Below are 16,840 nucleotides of genomic sequence, written 5' to 3' on the forward strand. Positions count from 1 at the left end.
ATGGAACATACGCGAGCGTATGGAGTCGGGGTGGGGACGCTTCTGTTCTGGACCGGGATCCTCCACGAGGTGGTCGGGCTGTCGCTCGGCGGCGCGATCGCGCTGGAGATCGTGCGCGACGGTTACGTCGGCGCGGTCGAAGTCAGCCGGGAACGCGAGGTCGTGTTCTGGTTCCTCGTCGCCGGCGTCCTGATGATGATCGGGGGGCGGGCGCTGGCCAGCCTCGAGCGCGAGCGGCCGCTGCCGCGCGAGTTCGGCTGGTGGCTGCTGGCGCTGGCACTGCTCGGCGGTCTGGCGATCCCCGTCTCGGGCTTCTGGCTCGCGGTGCCGATGGCCGCGCTGGTGTTCGCGCGGTCGCGGCGGTGACATGTCCCTGGGTCGGGTAAAGGCCCGAAGCGAGATGCGCACCGGCAGTCGGGTCGAGGGCGGCCTCCGGGCGCGTGACGCTGAGCGAGGGCGTGGTCGCATGGCGGATGGAGTCGCCGCCCTCAGGGCGCGGCTCGAGCACCGCGTCGATCGAGTCCGAGTGAACCTCGCGGATCGGCCTGTATCGAGCCCGGTTCGTGAGAGCTGCGGCGACGACGCGCCTTTGGCGGTCGATGCGCACTGGCAGCTTGCGCGAGTGGGGCCACAATCCCGGACAGGAAGGCCCTGCAATGTCTTTTGCGCCCGAGTACCTCGATCCCGATCGCGCTCCGACCCGCGAGCAGCTGAACCAGCGGAGAGGGCTCGTGCTCGTCGAATTCGGGACCGCCTGGTGCGGCTACTGCCAGGCCGCCGCGTCCGCTGTGAAGTCCCTGCTGGCGCGGTACCCCGCCGTCGAGCACGTGAAGGTGGAAGACGGCCCCGGCCGAGCCCTGGGGCGCTCGTTTCGGGTCAAGCTGTGGCCGAACTTCGTGTTCATGCGCGACGGCGCGGTGGTCCACCAGCTCGCGCGCCCATCGAGGACCGAGCTCGACGAGATTTTTAATAGGGAGTTCGTCGGTGCGCCGCCGGCTGGCACCTGAGGGCGGCCGGCGCGTCCCAGGTCTGATCGGACATGTTCCAAGAGACATGCGACCGCCGCGCCGGCGGACGGGCGCGCGTTCACGGGCAGTTGCCCGAGGTGACCTTGTCGTTCTTGGCGAGGCCGGGGGCGTCGGCGAAGCTGACGGGGACGGAGCTGCAGAACCAGATCCCGCAGTCGTTCTGCAGCTGGAAGTGCAGGTGCGGGCCGGAGGTGTAGCCGCTGTTGCCGGACAGGGCGATGAGCTGGCCCTGCTGCACGACGTCGCCCTTCTGGACCTTCATCTCCCGCAGGTGCATGTAGAGCGCGACGGTGCCGTCGGCGTGCTCGATGCCGATGAAGTTGGCCTTGTTGTGGCACGCCTCGAGCAGGCCCGGCGGGTCGTAGCACTGCGAGCCCTCGGGCGAGCGCACCTCGAGGTAGGCGATCGTGCCGCCGCGGGCGGCGTGCACCGGGGTGCCTTTGGGCATGGCGAAGTCCCACGCGTAGGCCTGGCTGCCTTGATGGGAGGAGCCGAAGTTGGCCTGGCTGCAGGTGAACGCGTCGCCGCACGCGTACGGCAGCTTGTAGTCGGAGTCGTCGTTGCAGCTGTCGGGCACGCCGACCATCTCCTCGTGGCAACCCTTCTCGCACGCCTGCTTGACGATCCACGTCTCGCCGTCGCAGCCGAGGATGTCGTTGTTGTGCTCGGGCACGAGCGGCACGCTGCACGGCGGGTCGAGGGTGAGACCGTGCGCGGCCGCCCCGCTGCCGCACCACGCCTCCTTGACGAAGCAGTCGCACACCGGCAACAGGCAGACGTCGGCCTCGCCCGGAGCGGTGACCTCACAGCCGGCCTCGCAGGCGGCCCCGAGGCTCCACTCGCCGGCCTCGCAGTGGAGGATGTCGCCCTCGTGCCCGGCGAGCACGGCGACCTCGCAGCCGGCGGCGGCGGCCTCGACGGCGACGCCCTGGCCGCAGTAGGGGCCGTCGCCTCCGTAGCACGGGCAGGTCGCCGGCGGCTCGATTGTCGTGCCGGTGGTGACGCTGCCGGTGGCCGCCGCGTCGGTCGTGGTCGGCGCCGCGCCGGTCGTGAGACCACCTGTACCTTCGGACATGTCACTCGTGGCCGCGGCGGTGTCGGTCTGGGGCGCGGCGGTGCCCGGGCCGTCGCCCCCGGTGATGGCGGCCCCGTCGACGAAGCAGGCGGCGAGCGCGACGAGGACGAGCGGGGCGAGGCGGAGCGACATGATGGCAAGCGATAGCAGGCCGGGCGCCGCGGGGGCAACGCGCGCGGGTCGCGGGGACCGACTCGACGCCACGCGAAGTGCGAGGACCGCGAGGACGTCGAGCGCGTCGGTCGAGCTGCAGTCGGTCGTGATGCAGGCGGCGAGGACGAGGCGCCGGCTGCAGACGATGGTGAAGCGATCTCGTCGCTCATGACGCCGCCGCGGTCGTCGAGCACTGCGGTGATCGAGATCCGCTGGGCGTGTCCCCATCGATCGCCGACCTCGGGCATGCGCTCGCCGCACGCCCACTCGCGAACGACAGGAGACGGGGGCCCGGATCGACACGGGCGGCGAGGCGCGATCGCGCCCGGAGGCGCTGCGGAGGAGCGGCCGCGGGCGGGCGGGCCGTGAGCGCGTGCGCGGCGGGGCCGGAGGTGGTACGACCTCGACATGAGACTGGCTTATGCGTGGATCTTTTTGACAGTGGCAGCGTGCGGCCCCGAGTCCCCGGAAGGCGCGACCGAGGGCGGCAGCGGCGACACCAGCGGCGAGAGCTCGACCAGCACCGCGACGACCGGCGACGGCGAGCCGACGACCTCGACGACCTCCACCGGCGACGAGGCGACCGGCGAGAGCGAGACCTCCGGGCCGGTGGCGATGTGCCCGGAGCCGCAGACGCCCGACGTGATGTTCGAAGTGGCCGGCTTCGCCGACGACTTTCAGGGCCACATCGAGGCGTCGTGCACGGTCAAGGGCGCGTCGCTCGGCGACGTGTCGGACGCGGTCACGCTGAGCTGCGATGTCGACGGCACGGACGTCGAGGTCACGGTGAGCTTCGGCAACGCGGCGGTGCAGCTGCCCGAGGGCCTGCAGCAGCTCGACGCCCCGGTGACGCTGCGTTACGTCCGCGCCGACTACGAGTACCGCGGCGATTGGCTGGCTCTCGGCGACTTCCGCGACGTCCTGCTGCTCGGCCTGGCCTCCGGCAACAGCGCGCTGCCCTTCGTCGAGGGCGAGGGGCAGATCGGCGACATGTTCGCGCCGGTCTCCATGCTCGCGCTCGGCGGCTTCTGTCCCAAGGGACAGGGGAGCTGCTCCGCCCTCGGCGAGCCGGCGGTGCTGCGATTCTCGCACAATGACGTCGCGCTCGAGGTGTTCCCGCTGCAGGCCGGACAGATCGGGCCGTACGCGGTCCACGCCGGCGCTTCGTGGCTGTCCGACCCGGAGAGCGCGTACCAGTGCGACGGGCCGACCGACGACCGGGCGGCCTTCGCCCTGGCGCGCCTGTGAGGCGCCGTCACCTCGCGCTCGACTGCGGCACCGACAGCCCGCCGGCGTTCGCGTCGACGGGCGTCACCTCCGTCGCGCCCACGTCGAGCCGCAAGGCGCGTCCATCATGGCACGCGGGCGGCGAACGCCGCGGCTCCGACGATTCGACGTCGCAGCGGGCCGAACCGTCACGAGCGTCGCGTCCGTCTCGGGAGAGACGTGATGGATTGTCGCAGATCCTGCAAGGTCATGGACGCGATTGCCGTCCTTCACCGATACTACGAGTGGGAGGAGAGACTCGAAGCGAATCGTCTCACTCGCGTCCTGCCGAGGATGGACCGCGCATGATGCTACGAAAGACGCTGTCACGGAGCGGCTCCCGCTGCGCGACCACCGGGCTCGTCGAGGACGCGGTCGAGGAGCCGGCAGGCAACAGCTTCCGCCGGGTCGCCTCGCAGGATCTCGGGGGTCGGGCGACACGCAGATTCCCCCGAAGGGAGCGGATGATCGTCGGCTACCCCGCGGCGCCTCACGAGCGCGGACGAGTTCTGCGCCGGTCGGGGGGATCCACCTCTGCCTCGGTGCGACGCTCGCGGCTCGAGGGGCGGAGCGCGTTCGAGACCCTGCTCCGGCGCCTTGCTTCCGTGCGACTCGCGGTTCCGCTCCGACGGGCTGAAGCGGCGAAATTGGCTGCGCGGGTGCAGCCGCGTCGGCGTCCGGGTTTGATGGTGGAATGCGCGGGTTCGGACTTTCGCCGGAGAGGCCTCATTGCCGGTGATCGCGCGGGTCGGGCCGACGCCGGAATTCTGCTGCGCCGACTGTGATGGATTCCGTCGCTGTCGGCGCCGGGCGGGCGGCTGGACAACGTCGGTCGCCGGGTTGTACTGTCGCGCCGCCGATGAGCTGGTTTCAGCCGCTCCTCAACGTCATCAACGACCTCGACGAGGCGGTGGACCGCGTCACCGAGCTGTTTCACCAGCACGTCGCCCCGACGATCCAGGAGGCCGCGGAGGCGCTCGACGGCATGATCGAGGGCGCCGCGAGCTCGATCCAGAGCACGACGGTGGAGGCCGCGGACGACTTCGACGCGCGCTGGCAGGAGTTCATGGTCCGCCGCGTCGATCCGCTGTTCGGCCCCAAGCGGACCGAGCACCTCGGCGAAATGGGCGGTCTCGAGATCAGCCCGCAGGAGGTCATGCTCAACCGCCGGATCGGCCATACCGCGCTCGCGTTCCTCGCGATCGCGGTCGGCGGGCAGATCTGGCCGGCGTCGCTGTATCTGTCGGTGCCGATCAGCTTCACGATGATGCTGCCGGCTTACGAGATGGCGGTGCAGTCGGTGAAGAAGCAGAAGCGGATCACGTACCACGTGGTCAGCGCGCTCAACGTGACGGGGATCTGGCTCGGCGGCTATTACACGCCGGCGATCGCGGCGACGCTGTTCTTCTTCATGGGCGAGAAGCTGCTGATGGTCACGCAGGATCGCTCGCAGAAGACCTTCATCTCGATCTTCTCGAAGCAGCCGCAATCGGTGTGGGTGCTGGTCGACGGGGTCGAGATCGAGAAGCCGTTCTCGCAGGTGCTGCCGGGCGACGTCGTCGTCGTCGTCGCCGGCGGCTACCTGCCGGTCGACGGCACGGTGATCGACGGGATCGCGTCGGTCGACCAGCAGATGCTCACCGGCGAGGCGCAGCCGGTCGAGAAGGCGGTCGGCGACGCGGTGTACGCGTCGACGCTGGTGCTGGCGGGCCGCGTGCACGTGCGCGTCGACAAGGCCGGCGGCGAGACGGTCGCGGCGAAGATCGGCGAGATCCTCAACCAGACGGCCAGCTATCAGCTCGACCTGCAGTCGCGCGGCAGCAAGCTCGCGCACGACTCCGCGGTCCCGACGCTGGCGCTCGGCGGGCTGGCGCTGGCGACCCTCGGGGGCGAGAGCGCGCTGGCGATCCTCAACTCGTCGTTCGGCGTGACGGTCCGGATCAGCGCGCCGATCACGATGCTCAACCTGCTCAACGTCGCGGCGCAGAACGCGATCCTGCTCAAGGACGGGCGCTCGCTCGAGCTGCTGTCCAGCGTCGACACCGTGCTGTTCGACAAGACGGGCACGCTGACGATCTCGCAGCCGCACGTGGCGGCGATCCACTGCGTCGGCGGCATGAGCCCGGAGACGCTGCTCGGCTGGGCGGCGGCGGCGGAGCGGCGGCAGACCCACCCGATCGCGCTCGCGGTGGTCGCGGAGGCGGAGGCGCGCGGGCTGGAGCTGCCGGACATCGACAACGCCCGCTACGAGGTCGGCTACGGGATCCTGGTCGAATTCGCGGAGCGGACGATCCAGGTCGGCAGCGACCGCTTCATGACGCGCTCGGGGATCGCTGTGCCGCCGGAGATCCTGGCCCAGCGCGACGCCTGCCACCAGCGCGGGCACTCGCTGATCATGGTCGCGGTCGACGGGGCGGTGGCGGGGGCGATCGAGCTGCAGCCGACGATCCGCCCCGAGGTCGAGGGCGTGCTGGCGAAGCTGCGGGCGCGCGGCCTCAAGCTGATGATCATCTCGGGCGACCAGGAGGAGCCGACCCGGCGCCTGGCCGAGGCGCTCGGGATCGACCGCCACTTCGCCAACGTGCTGCCGGAGGGCAAGGCCGACCTGGTCGAGCGCCTGCAAGCCGAGGGGCACGCGGTGTGCTTCGTCGGCGACGGGATCAACGACTCGATCGCGCTCAAGAAGGCCAACGTGTCGGTGTCGCTGCGCGGCGCGACGACGGTCGCGACCGACGCGGCCCAGGTCGTGCTGATGCAGGAGAGCCTGCGGCAGCTGCCGTACCTGTTCTCGCTGTCCGAGGACATGGAACGCGCGCTCAAGACGGGCAACGCGGCGGGGATGATTCCGGGGGCGATCAACGTCGCCGGGGTGTTCCTCGGCGGGTGGGGCTATTATCACGCGCTCGGCCTCAACGTGATCAGCATGTCGGTGGCGATGGGGATCGCGATGTATCCGGTGTACAAATACCGAAAGAGCCAGGTCGCCGAGGCGCCGGGCGGGGTCGAGCCCGCGCCCGCGGCCGCGTGAACGCCGAGGCTCGGCCATGCGGACGGGCGACCGTCCATTGCTGCGAAAGAGACAAAATAGGATGAGCACCGAAGAGTTCGACGTGATCGTGCTGGGAGGCGGCCCTGGCGGTTCGACGCTGGCGTCGTTCGTGGCGATGAAGGGGCACCGCGTGCTCCTGCTCGAGGAGGCGAAGTTCCCGCGGCACCAGATCGGCGAGTCGCTGCTGCCGGCGACGATCCACGGCGTCTGCGCGATGCTCGGGCTGTCGCAGGAGATCGCGGAGGCCGGGTTCCCGCGCAAGCGCGGCGGCACGTTCCGGTGGGGCAAGAGCCAGGAGCCGTGGACGTTCGCGTTCACCAAGGACCCGACGGATCCATTCGGCTACGCGTACCAGGTCGAGCGCGACCGCTTCGACGAGATGCTGCTGCGCAACGCGGCCAAGAAGGGCGTCGATGTCCGCGAGCAGCACTCGGTGACCGAGCTGCTGCACGAGGACGGCAGGGTCGTCGGGGTCCGCTTCCGCGACGAGGCGGGGATCGAGCGGACGGCGCGGGCGAAGTTCGTCGGCGACTCGTCGGGGTTCCGCTCGCGCGTGTCGGGCCTGGTCGGCGAGCGGGTGTTCTCGCGGTTCTTCCAGAACGTCGCGCTGTACGGCTACTACGAGGGCGCCAAGCGGCTGCCGAGCCCGAACGAGGGCAACATCCTGTGCGCGGCGTTCCGCGACGGGTGGTTCTGGTACATCCCGCTGTCGGACACGCTGACGAGCGTCGGCGCGGTGGTGTCGCGCGAGGCGGCGGAGGCGATGAAGGAGGGCCACGAGGTCGCGCTGGACAAGTTCATCGCGGCGTGCCCGATCATCGCCGACTACCTGGCGCCCGCGCAGCGGGTGACGACCGGCAAGTACGGCGAGATCCGCGTGCGCAAGGACTACTCGTACTGCAACACGCGCTTCTGGGCCCCGGGCGTGGCGCTGGTCGGCGACGCGGCGTGCTTCATCGACCCGGTGTTCTCGTCCGGCGTGCACCTGGCGACGTACTCGGCGCTGCTGGCGGCCCGCTCGTTCAACACCCGCCTGCGCGGAGAGCTCGACGACGAGCGCGTGTTCCAGGAGTACGAGCAGCGGTACCGCCGCGAGTTCGGCAACTTCTACCAGTTCCTGATGGCGTTCTACGACATGAACCAGGACACGGACTCGTACTTCTGGTCGGCGCGCAAGATCGTCAGCACGGAAGAGCGCGACAACGAGGCGTTCATCCGCCTGGTCGCCGGCCGCTCGCAGGTCGACGAGCCGGCGTTCTACGAGGGGGCCGAGTTCTTCGACGCGCGCGAGGGCTTCGGCCGCTGGATGGAGCAGACGCTCAACCCGGAGGCGGTGCGCTCGGCCAACCCGCGCGCCTCGCAGCCGCCGCGGCGGGTCGCGGGCGGGTTCGACGCGACCGACTTCATGGCCGGGTTCACCAGCGAGATCGCCCAGCTCCAGGCGCAGGCGCGGCTCGGCGAGCGCCGCGGCGCCGAGGCTCCGCTCGAGCACGGCGGGCTGGTGCCGTCGCGCGACGGGCTCGAGTGGGAAGTGACCTGACGCGGTACCGGCCGGGGCGACCGTCGGTGGGCTGTCCTCGAGGACATGTGAGGGTCCTCGGGGCCACGGGTCGTGCCACGAGCCTGCCCGGGAGCGCGCGACCGAAGGCGCGGTGGAGAGCCGTCCAGGCAGTGACGGCGACGAGCAGCTCGGGGCTCCGCGAGCCGCTGTCGCGCTCCAGCCGGCGGGCGCGCATCGGCGATCGCGTCGTGCTCAAGCTCGATTGACCGGTGTACGAGCGGGGGCATCCCGCTTGCGGGATTTGCGCAATGTAATTCTGGACGCCGGGCGAGGTGCGAGTCTGGGCAGATGCTGCGTTGCATCGATTGCTCGAACGATGTCCCCCCCGGTGCCGGCAGCACACCAATTCATAGCGCCTTTGACTTCCAGCAGGACGCTCCTACTCTCGCCTACAGCGGAAATCAATCGTGCTTCCACGAGGAGATGCTCTGGCATGTTCAGCGGTACCCATTCTCTGGTCGTGGCACTGATCGCATTCTATCCAGTGCTTCACGCCTTCGATTGCGACGCTCCCCCACCTCATGCCGTTTGTGGCGACGGCGTCGTGGAGAGCACGGAGCAGTGTGACGACGGCAACGCCGTCAATGCCGACCGCTGCAGCAACGAGTGCAAGGCGCAGGAAGTCGAGGCGGTGGTCACCGGGTTGGTGCACACCTGCGCCCTGCTCAGCGGCGGCGCCGTCAAGTGTTGGGGCGGAGGTCCTCTGCTCGGACTCGGCACCACGGACAACCGCGGCGACGAACCGGGCGAGATGGGCGCCGCGCTTCCGACCGTCGATCTCGGAGCAGGCAACCGCTCTGCCGCGCTCGCCACTGCCGGCACGGCGACGTGCTCCCTGCTGACCGATCGCACGCTGCGGTGCTGGGGCTTCGACGAGTCGGGCACCCTCGGACGAGGGAGCTTTGATTTCACCATCGGCGACGAACCAGGCGAGATGGGCGCCGCGCTCCCGCCCGTCGACCTCGGCAAGAAGACCCTGGTGAGCGCTGTGGGGGCCGGGCAGCTCCATTTCTGCGCTCTGTCGACCTCCGGCGCGGTCAAGTGCTGGGGCCGAAATCTGGAGGGACAACTCGGCCTGGGCGACACGGAGAGCCGTGGCGACCAGCCCAAAGAAATGGGGAAGAAGTTGCCATTCGTCGACCTCGGTAGTGAGGCCGAGGTCGTCGAACTTGCCGTGGGGGGAAATCATGTTTGCGCGCGACTCGACACCGGCGCGGTCAAGTGCTGGGGCGATAACCAGTCTGGCCAACTGGGCCTCGGTGACACCGAGAACCGAGGGGACCAGCCGGGTGAGATGGGCGAAGATCTGCCGCCCGTCGACCTCGGCGAGAACCAAGCCGTGACGCAGCTCGCCGCCGGTGGGTTTCATACGTGTGCGCTCTTCGCCAACGGGCGCATCAAGTGCTGGGGGTTCAACGAGCACGGTCAGCTGGGGCTGGGGGATACGCTGGAGCGCGGCACCATGAGCGGTCAAATGGGGGATGACTTGCCCTTCGTCGATCTCGGCGACGGCAGGACGGTGGTCGAACTCGGTGCAGGATGGTTCCACACCTGCGCAGTGCTCGACGACGGGTCGCTCAAGTGCTGGGGCCGCAACGTCGTCGGCCACCTGGGACTCGGTGACACGGAGGACCGCGGTGACGACCCCGACGAGATGGGCGATGACTTGCCAGCCGTCGCCCTCGGCTCCGGACGCACAGCTGTCGCAGTCGACAGCGGATTCTCGCACACCTGCGCCGTACTCGACGACGCGTCGCTGAAGTGCTGGGGTTTCAACTCGGATGGCATGCTGGGACTGGGGGACACCGACGCGCGCGGCGACGAACGCGGCGAGATGGGCGACAACCTCCCGACCGTCAAGCTGTTCTCTGCCGACTGGTGAATGCGGCTTCGTCTACGAGACCGTCTTCTCGCTGGAGGTGCAACGCGGAGACCTTGTCGCGGCGCGAGGCGATCCTCTACGGCTTCAGGCGGTACGGCCGCTCGACGTCGACGGTGCCGCGGCCGGCCATTTCGAGCACCCCTCGCCCCGCCACGCTGGCCGCGTCGCTCGTCGGGCTCGAGTGAGAAGCGACCTGAGCTGCCGCCGGTCGGGGCGATCGTCAGTGGGCTGTCCTCGAGGACATGTGAGGGTCCTCGAGGCTGCGGGTTGTGCCAGGAGCCTGCCTGGGAACGCGCGATCGAAGGCGCGGTAGAGAGCCGTCCAGGAACTCGCGCGGGCGAAGGCGCGGGGGCGTGGAGAGCCGGGTGACGGCGGGCACGGAGCGGCGGAGCGCGGGCGGGCGGTCATGGCAGGGCGCCCTCGGCGGGTGTAGGCTCGCGCGTGATGAGCAAGCCGGACCGGAACCTCAAGGGCGCGTGGATCGTCCACGGGGTCGCGCTGGCGCTGTGGGTCGCGCTGTACTGGTACTTGTTCGGCGAGGCGCTGCTCCCGGTGGAGAAGTCGACGATCGATTCCGCGATCGCAGGGATCGGGGCGGTGGTCGCCGTGGAAGTGCTGATCTCTTTCATGGTGCTGAGCTCGCTGGTGATGCTATTCGTCGGACGGCGGCCGCTGGTGCCGCTGTTTATCCACGGGCTCGCGGTCACGGTGTGCTGGGCGGGGACGGTGGAGGTGGAGCAGGACAAGCAAGCGCGCGCGGAGGCCCACGCGCGCGAGGAGGCGCGCGCGCGGGCGGCGGAGCGGCGCGAGCGAGAGCTGGAGGAGCAGGCGAGGCTGGCGTCCGAGGCGGAGGAGAGGCGGCGGGAGGAGTTGGAGCGCCAGCCGGAGGGGTGCCTGCACGTGCGCGAGCTACGGGTGCAGGACGGGAAGAAGCCGCGCGCAGAGGCGACGTTCGCCAATACGTGCGACGGCGAGGTGGTGGTCGACGACCTGACCGTGCTCGGTCTGGACCGCGCGGGCGGCGAGGATGTCCTTCGCCGGTGGGACGAGGACCGGGTGACGGTGCCGCGCGGGGGGACGGCGACGGCGGCGATCGAGGAGGTCGTGAAGCGAGACGGCGATCGGTCGAGCCCGCTGGCGAGGTGGGTGTGGCAGCTCAACGTCGATACCGCCGCGCCGCGCTCGATGATCCTGTGCTTCGCCACGGCAGGGGCGCCCGATGGGGCGCTCGATGGGGCGAGCTGCGCGCCGCTCGAGAAGGTCACGATCGTGCCGTAGCGATCGCTCTCTTCGTCGGCGGCAGGACGCTGCTACACGCGGTCCGGGTGTCCGTCGTCGGTGCGCGAGGCTTCCACGGACAGCCACCGTGGCGTGCCCCACCGCGGGTCGCACTTCGCGCACTGGCGCGCGAGCAAAAAGCGGCCAAACCAGTACCACGATGAGCAAACTTCTACGAGGTGCAGTCGCGGGTGTTGGGGCCTGGAAGCTCGGCGGTGGTGTCATTGGCACCGTCCTGATCTTCATCCTTTTGTGGGTCGTCCTCGGCAACTTCGACATCTTCAGATGATCGTCCTCGGTGCGGCCCAGCCCGCCGGCACACCGGACGGTGGGGGCCAGGCCGAGGCGGGGCCGTCCTGTTGCAGCAGGTCGGGCGCGGCCACGGTCCCGGCCGCAGGCCGTGATCGACGCCAAGTACGGCGATGGCGGTCTATTTGCCGCGGGGTGGGCTATCAGCAAGCGCTGGCGTCGCAAATCCGCCCCGGAGTGAATGCCGCGATGGCTGCGTCGACAGCCACGACGCTTCGCGTGCCTCGTTCGCGCTCGACTGTGGTCGCAGTGGCCGATCCATGGTCTGGCAGCAGCACGCAGCGGGTGGGGGTTGATGCCGGCTGCTTCGCATACTCCCGCAGCTCCGCCCGCTCGCCTCGAAGCCCTCCAAGAGTCACTCAAGGAGGGATAGCAGATTGCGGTCCGACAAGACGGCGATGGGACCGTTCGTTCGCCGGGATCGTGGAACGGACCTCTACGCGGCCATCCACGCATTCATCGCAGTGGAAGCGACCGCATCTTCCAGGGCAAGCAGTGCATCCTTCCCCGTCGCAAGCGGAGCAGACAATCGAGCCAACACCGTCGCATTCAGGGCAGTAGAGGAGCCTCCTGTCGGCTGTGCGTCCTCGCGCCGAGCAGAGACGCTTGTCACGCGGATGGAGGCGCGCTGTCCCCTCCGAGCCGGGCTCCGCGGGGTTCGTGAACGCAGTCAAGTGCCACGCCATCGGCGAGCTCGTCGCGCTCGCATGGCGACCGGCTCCGATCGTCGGTCTCGCCGCCGGCCTCCGCCGGCGACAGCCCCGAGGCGCAGCGTCGTAAATTCCGTCGAGTAAGGCGAGCAACAAGCGCCGGGGTCCCACCCCCCCGAGGGAGTTGCACGCACTCCGGCGAGCGCTTGAGGTGGCCACGGCCTCTGCTCGAGAGAGCGGGCGCGGCGGGTCGTCGACGCAAAAAAACAGTCGCGCGGAATAGACTGCTTCGCGGCCTTGTTCAGCGCCTCGTCCGCGCGTGCGGGCGCTTCAAAGGAAACACCAGTGACACTGCAATTTCGGGAGATGATCATCTCCAGTCTGTTCATGCTGCCGCTCTTGTCGGGATGCGACGACAATAAGGGCGGAGCGACCGCAGGTGGCAGCACGAGCGGCGAAGACACGACCGGCAATAACATGACCGACGACAGCCCGACGGAAGGGGGCACCGGGGGCAGCGCCGGCAGCGACAGCGCGACCGGGGGCGGCACGACCGGGGGCAGCACCGGCAGCGACGGCACGACCGGGGGCACCACCGGCAGCGACGGCACGACGGGAGACTCCGGAGACGCGTCGCTCTGCCAGGACGCGTGCGACAAGCTGGTCTCCTGCGAGCTCGAGGAGAACGTCCGTGAGTGCCTCTCGTGGTGCGATCCGCTGGTAGAGGAGGTGAGCGACCCTCGCGTCTTCCCCGGGTGTGTCGCTCTCGTCGAGGACTTTCTCGAGTGCGTCGCCGAGGAGCCCATGTGCTTCGAGCGCGACCCGTGTTCGGGGCTCGACGTGGCGATCGAGGAGCAGTGTAGCTGCGGGCGCACGGCCGAGGGCGCCATCGACGGGAGCGAATGTACCTACGAGGAGGAATGTGGGGTCGTCTCCCGCGAAGTCCACTGCGTCGGCGGTACCTGCATCTGTGAAGTGAACGGCGAGGACGTGGGCGAGTGCCAGGCCCAGGCGAAGATCTGTGAGAGCCTGGACCAGGGCGGCGATCTCATGGCGATCGCCGCGGGCGAGTGCTGCGGCTGGGAACCGTTCGAGCTGGGCGATTGAGCCCCACCGAGCGCCCGGGTCTGGCAGCCCGCGCGGCCGTCAGCGCTCGCCCGGGTCGCCGCGGTCGACCGTAGAGGAGTCTAACGCCGCGAGTCGCCACATGCGTCAGGGGGAGCCGTTCAGATCGTAGCTCGTGATCGCGGTCTCGGTGAGCACGTAAAAGCGGTCGTCCGGGGCGAGCAGGGCGTCGCGAATGCCGTTACCCGCGGCCAGCTTCGACCACAGGACCGCGCCGTCCGGGCCCACGCGGGCGACGTGCTGGACCGATTGGCCCTCGCCCGTCGCGCCGCCGGCCAGGAAGACGCCGCCGTCCTCGGCCGCGACCAGTTTGCCGGCGCCGCCGCGCCAGGGGGCCGGCAGCGAATAATCGTTCCACGACAGCTCGACGCCGGCGGTGTCGAAGGTGAGGAGGCTGTACCCGGGCAAGGGCTCGAACGGGATGTCGATGCCGTGGCGGGACAGCGAGACGACGAGCTTGCCGCCCGTGAGCGCGATGCCGCCGACGGACACGCCGATGGGCTCGGGCGGCGGGCGATCGAGCTGCCACAGGGGCGCGCCGTCGCGGTCCAGGGCGCGCAGGTGGACGCGATGAGCGATCGGCAGGTCGTCGGTGTGCTCGCGGCGCTGGCCGACGACGTAGACGGCGTCGGCGTCGACCGCGAGGCTGTGATAGGAGGTCTGCGTCGGAGATTCGTCGAAGGGGTCCTGCGCGGCGCTCCACAGCAGCGCACCTTCGCCGGTGAATCGATGCACCTCGCTGGTCGAGACGATGTTGAGGATCATGCCGACGACGACGATGTCGCCGTCGGGGGCGATCTCGAGGTCGAATGGTTGCAGGTGCAGGTCATCGTATTTGAATTGCCACACCAGGTCGCCGGCCGCGGTCAGCCGGGCGAGCCAGAATGTGCCGAGACCGTCCGAGAGGACCTCCTGATTCGACACCGGGCCCGCGAGCACGACGTCGCCGTTGGCCGCCGTGGCGGCCTCGAAGACGGGGAGCCACTCGACCTTGTCGGACTCGAGCGACCACGTCCAGGGCGTCAATCGAGCGCGAATCGCCGGATCCACAGGCGCGCGTGTGTGCCGGTGGAGGCTTTCGCGGCGCCGGCAACGACGAGGAAGTCGGGGCCGATGCCAGCGGCGGCTGCGACATCGTCGACGTCGTCGACCGAGTCGGTGAGCGTCGATGTCCACAGCTGGAGCCCGCTGCCGTCGTACATGCGGACCATGCTGGTGCGAACGTCCTCGAGGCGGAAGCCGGCGAGCGCGATGTGCTGGTGGGAGTCGGTGGCGACGTCGGCGATGGCGTCGTCCGGGTCGCCGATGACGCCCCAGATCTCGTCGAACTCGGAGCCGCGCCGCTGAACCATGAGGTCGTGGTCGGGTCCGAAGCCGGCCAGGACGAGGTCGTCGCCGCCGATGGGGGCGGCGACGGTCCTCGGCCTGGATCCGCCTCCGAGTCGGGTCGAGAGCAGCACACCGTCGTGGTCGAGGGCGAGGAGCAGCGATTGGCCGTCGAGCGTGCGGCCGACGACGACGACGCGGTCGTCGAGGGCGACGAGCGCCTCGGCCGAGATGCTCAGCTCGTCCGCGGGCCGCGTCTCCCACAGCGCCGCGCCGGTGTCGAGCCGGTGTTTGCGGACGACGAGGCGCCAGCCGGGGAGGCTGTCGCCGCTCTCGACGGTGGCCGAGTAGAGTGCGTCGCCGTGGACCGCGAGGCCGGCCACGCGATCGAAGAGCTCTTCGGGGATCGTGGGCTGGAAGCTCCACAACTCGGTGCCGGTCGCGGCGAGGCAGACGATCGCGCCCTCGTGGGCGCCGAGGAAGATCCGGCCGTCCTGGTGGACGTCGAGCCTGTCGATCTGCTCGACCGGCGTGCGCCACAGTTCGGTGCCGTCGGCGGCCAGCGCCACCACGAACGAATCATTGCCGGCGAAGCCAGCGAGGATGGTGCGACCGAGGCCGTCGATCGCGAGGTCGGACACGCCCCTGAGGCCGGCCGGTTCGACGGTCCATTCGACCCGTCCACTGCGGCCGCAGGCGTTGTCGCAGCCGTCGTTGGGTTCGTCGTTGCCGTCGTCGCAGGCCTCGCTGGTGTCGATGATGCCGTCGCCACAGACGGCCGGGCCGGTGGTCGGTGGATTGTCGGCAGCCGTGTCCGTGGTCGGCGCGGTGGTGCCGTCCATCGTGGCACCGGCGGTGTCGGACGGGGTCTCGCCGACGACGATGGAAGGGAAGCAGCCGGCGAGGGCGAAGCCGAGTGCGGCGAGGGTGGTGAAGCGGGGAGAACAGGACAAGGGTACCTCCGTCGGAGTGGTCCCCGGACGGAGGTGCTTCCGTCACCGTCGCGGCGGATGACCGCGGCGAGGCGCTCCGTGCTCGCCGTCACCCGGAGCTCCACGGCTCCCGGGGCTGCGGTCGAGAGTTGCTCCGCCGCTCCGCCGTCCCCCGGAGCTCCACGGCCCCGCGGCTGCGGCCGCGCGAGTTCCTGGACGGGCTGTCCTTGGGGACATGTCATCGCCTGCTCCGTCGCTCCGTGCTCGCCGTCACCCGGAGCTCCACGGCCCCGGGGCTGCGGTCGCGCGATTCCTGGGCGGGCTGTCCTCGGGGACAGGTCAGCGCAAGGCGGTGATCGGCCGGCACTGCAGCAGGTAGAGCCGGCCGGCCTCGTAGGCGCACTCGAGGTCGACGGGCCAGCCCATGGCGTCCTCGAGGCGGAGGGCGAGGGCGCCGAGCTCGTGGACCTGCGCGTCGGTCAGGCAGGCGCGCGCGCGCAGGGTCCGGAGGACGGGGACCTCGCGCGTGCCGCCGTCGCTGCGGACGGTCATCTGCGCCTTGTCGCCGAGGCGGAACTGGATCGTCGACAGCGCGGGCCGGCGGAGGATCCACGTGTCGGGCGTGGCGAGGCCGCCGACGATGCTCTCGCCGAGGCCCCAGTTGGCGTTGATCACCAGCTCGTCGGCGGCGCGGCTGGTCGGGTTGACGCTGAACACCACGGCCGCGGCGTCGGCGGCGACCAGCGCCTGGACCAGCACGCCGAGGCCGACGGAGTCGCCGCCGCGCTCGCGCCGGTACGCGAGGACCCGCGGGTCGGCGGCGGAGCTCCAGCAGCGGACGATCGCGGCGAGCACTGCGTCGAGGCCGCGGACGTTGAGGTAGGAGGCGAAGATGCCGGCGAACGAGGCGCTGGCGCCGTCCTCGTCGACCGCCGAGGAGCGCACTGCGACGGCCGGGTCAGCGGCGCCGCAGCGGGTCCCGAGAGCCGCGTAAGCGTCGGCGACGGCCCGCGCGAGGTCGTCGGGGAGCGAGTCGCCGGGGCTGCGGGCGTGCGCCGCTGCCGTCAGGACGAAGCCGGGGGGGACGGGGCAGCGGGCGGCCAGCCGCGCGAGGTTGGCCGCCTTGCCGCCCACGCGCACCGGGTCGTCGCAGCCGGGCTGATCGAGCCAGAGGAGGTCGTTCATCGCGGGTCTCAGGCGGCGGCG

12 protein-coding genes are annotated in these 16,840 nt (G+C 70.2%); 8 read left to right on the plus strand and 4 right to left on the minus strand.

The features are described 5' to 3' along the window. Positions 1–30: 30 nt before the first annotated feature. A complete protein-coding gene (locus tag O0S08_RS10635) occupies positions 31–366 on the plus strand; it encodes a DUF6463 family protein (RefSeq protein WP_269038969.1) in 336 nt (111 codons plus the stop codon). Between the two features lie 290 nt (positions 367–656). Next, positions 657–1,007 carry a thioredoxin family protein gene (locus O0S08_RS10640; protein ID WP_269038970.1) on the plus strand — a complete coding sequence of 117 codons (351 nt, stop codon included), beginning with the start codon at positions 657–659 and terminating at the stop codon, positions 1,005–1,007. A 79-nt stretch (positions 1,008–1,086) separates the two neighbouring features. Here the strand turns inward: O0S08_RS10640 and O0S08_RS10645 are convergent, their stop codons facing one another. Next, positions 1,087–2,235: a M23 family metallopeptidase gene (locus O0S08_RS10645; protein WP_269038971.1), complete on the minus strand. Its 1,149-nt coding sequence runs from the start codon at positions 2,233–2,235 to the stop codon at positions 1,087–1,089. 429 nt (positions 2,236–2,664) lie between these two features. On the opposite strand from O0S08_RS10645, the gene O0S08_RS10650 reads away from it, so the two are divergent. From O0S08_RS10650 to O0S08_RS10675, 6 genes are all read left to right on the plus strand, one after another. Continuing rightward, the gene (locus O0S08_RS10650) at positions 2,665–3,504 is read left to right on the plus strand and encodes a hypothetical protein (protein WP_269038972.1); all 840 of its coding nucleotides are present in this window, start codon (positions 2,665–2,667) and stop codon (positions 3,502–3,504) included. Between the two features lie 877 nt (positions 3,505–4,381). Beyond that, positions 4,382–6,550, plus strand: coding sequence for a heavy metal translocating P-type ATPase (locus tag O0S08_RS10655; RefSeq protein ID WP_269038973.1), 2,169 nt, complete (start codon positions 4,382–4,384; stop codon positions 6,548–6,550). Between the two features lie 61 nt (positions 6,551–6,611). Beyond that, entirely contained in the window at positions 6,612–8,111 is a 1,500-nt protein-coding gene (locus O0S08_RS10660; RefSeq protein WP_269038974.1) for a tryptophan 7-halogenase, read from the plus strand. Between the two features lie 454 nt (positions 8,112–8,565). Then, positions 8,566–10,014, plus strand: a complete 1,449-nt coding sequence (locus tag O0S08_RS10665; RefSeq protein ID WP_269038975.1) for an RCC1 domain-containing protein — start codon at positions 8,566–8,568, stop codon at positions 10,012–10,014. A gap of 444 nt (positions 10,015–10,458) precedes the next feature. Beyond that, positions 10,459–11,292, plus strand: a complete 834-nt coding sequence (locus O0S08_RS10670) for a hypothetical protein (protein ID WP_269038976.1) — start codon at positions 10,459–10,461, stop codon at positions 11,290–11,292. A gap of 1,325 nt (positions 11,293–12,617) precedes the next feature. Beyond that, positions 12,618–13,358, plus strand: a complete 741-nt coding sequence (locus O0S08_RS10675) for a hypothetical protein (RefSeq protein ID WP_269038977.1) — start codon at positions 12,618–12,620, stop codon at positions 13,356–13,358. 105 nt (positions 13,359–13,463) lie between these two features. On the opposite strand, the gene O0S08_RS10680 is transcribed toward O0S08_RS10675, so the two are convergent. The 3 genes from O0S08_RS10680 to O0S08_RS10690 all read right to left on the minus strand — a co-directional run bounded on the left by O0S08_RS10680 (position 13,464) and on the right by O0S08_RS10690 (position 16,819). Further along, complete coding sequence (locus O0S08_RS10680; RefSeq protein WP_269038978.1) at positions 13,464–14,402, minus strand: outer membrane protein assembly factor BamB family protein; 939 nt, start codon at positions 14,400–14,402, stop codon at positions 13,464–13,466. Further along, complete coding sequence (locus tag O0S08_RS10685) at positions 14,399–15,655, minus strand: outer membrane protein assembly factor BamB family protein (RefSeq protein ID WP_269038979.1); 1,257 nt, start codon at positions 15,653–15,655, stop codon at positions 14,399–14,401. Before O0S08_RS10685 ends, O0S08_RS10680 begins: the two co-directional genes overlap by 4 nt. Positions 15,656–15,973: 318 nt before the next feature. Continuing rightward, positions 15,974–16,819, minus strand: a complete 846-nt coding sequence (locus O0S08_RS10690) for a PEP/pyruvate-binding domain-containing protein (RefSeq protein WP_269038980.1) — start codon at positions 16,817–16,819, stop codon at positions 15,974–15,976. Positions 16,820–16,840 lie beyond the last annotated feature (21 nt).

Source organism: Nannocystis punicea (genome assembly GCF_026965555.1).
In the GTDB taxonomy this organism is placed as follows: domain Bacteria; phylum Myxococcota_A; class Polyangia; order Nannocystales; family Nannocystaceae; genus Nannocystis; species Nannocystis punicea.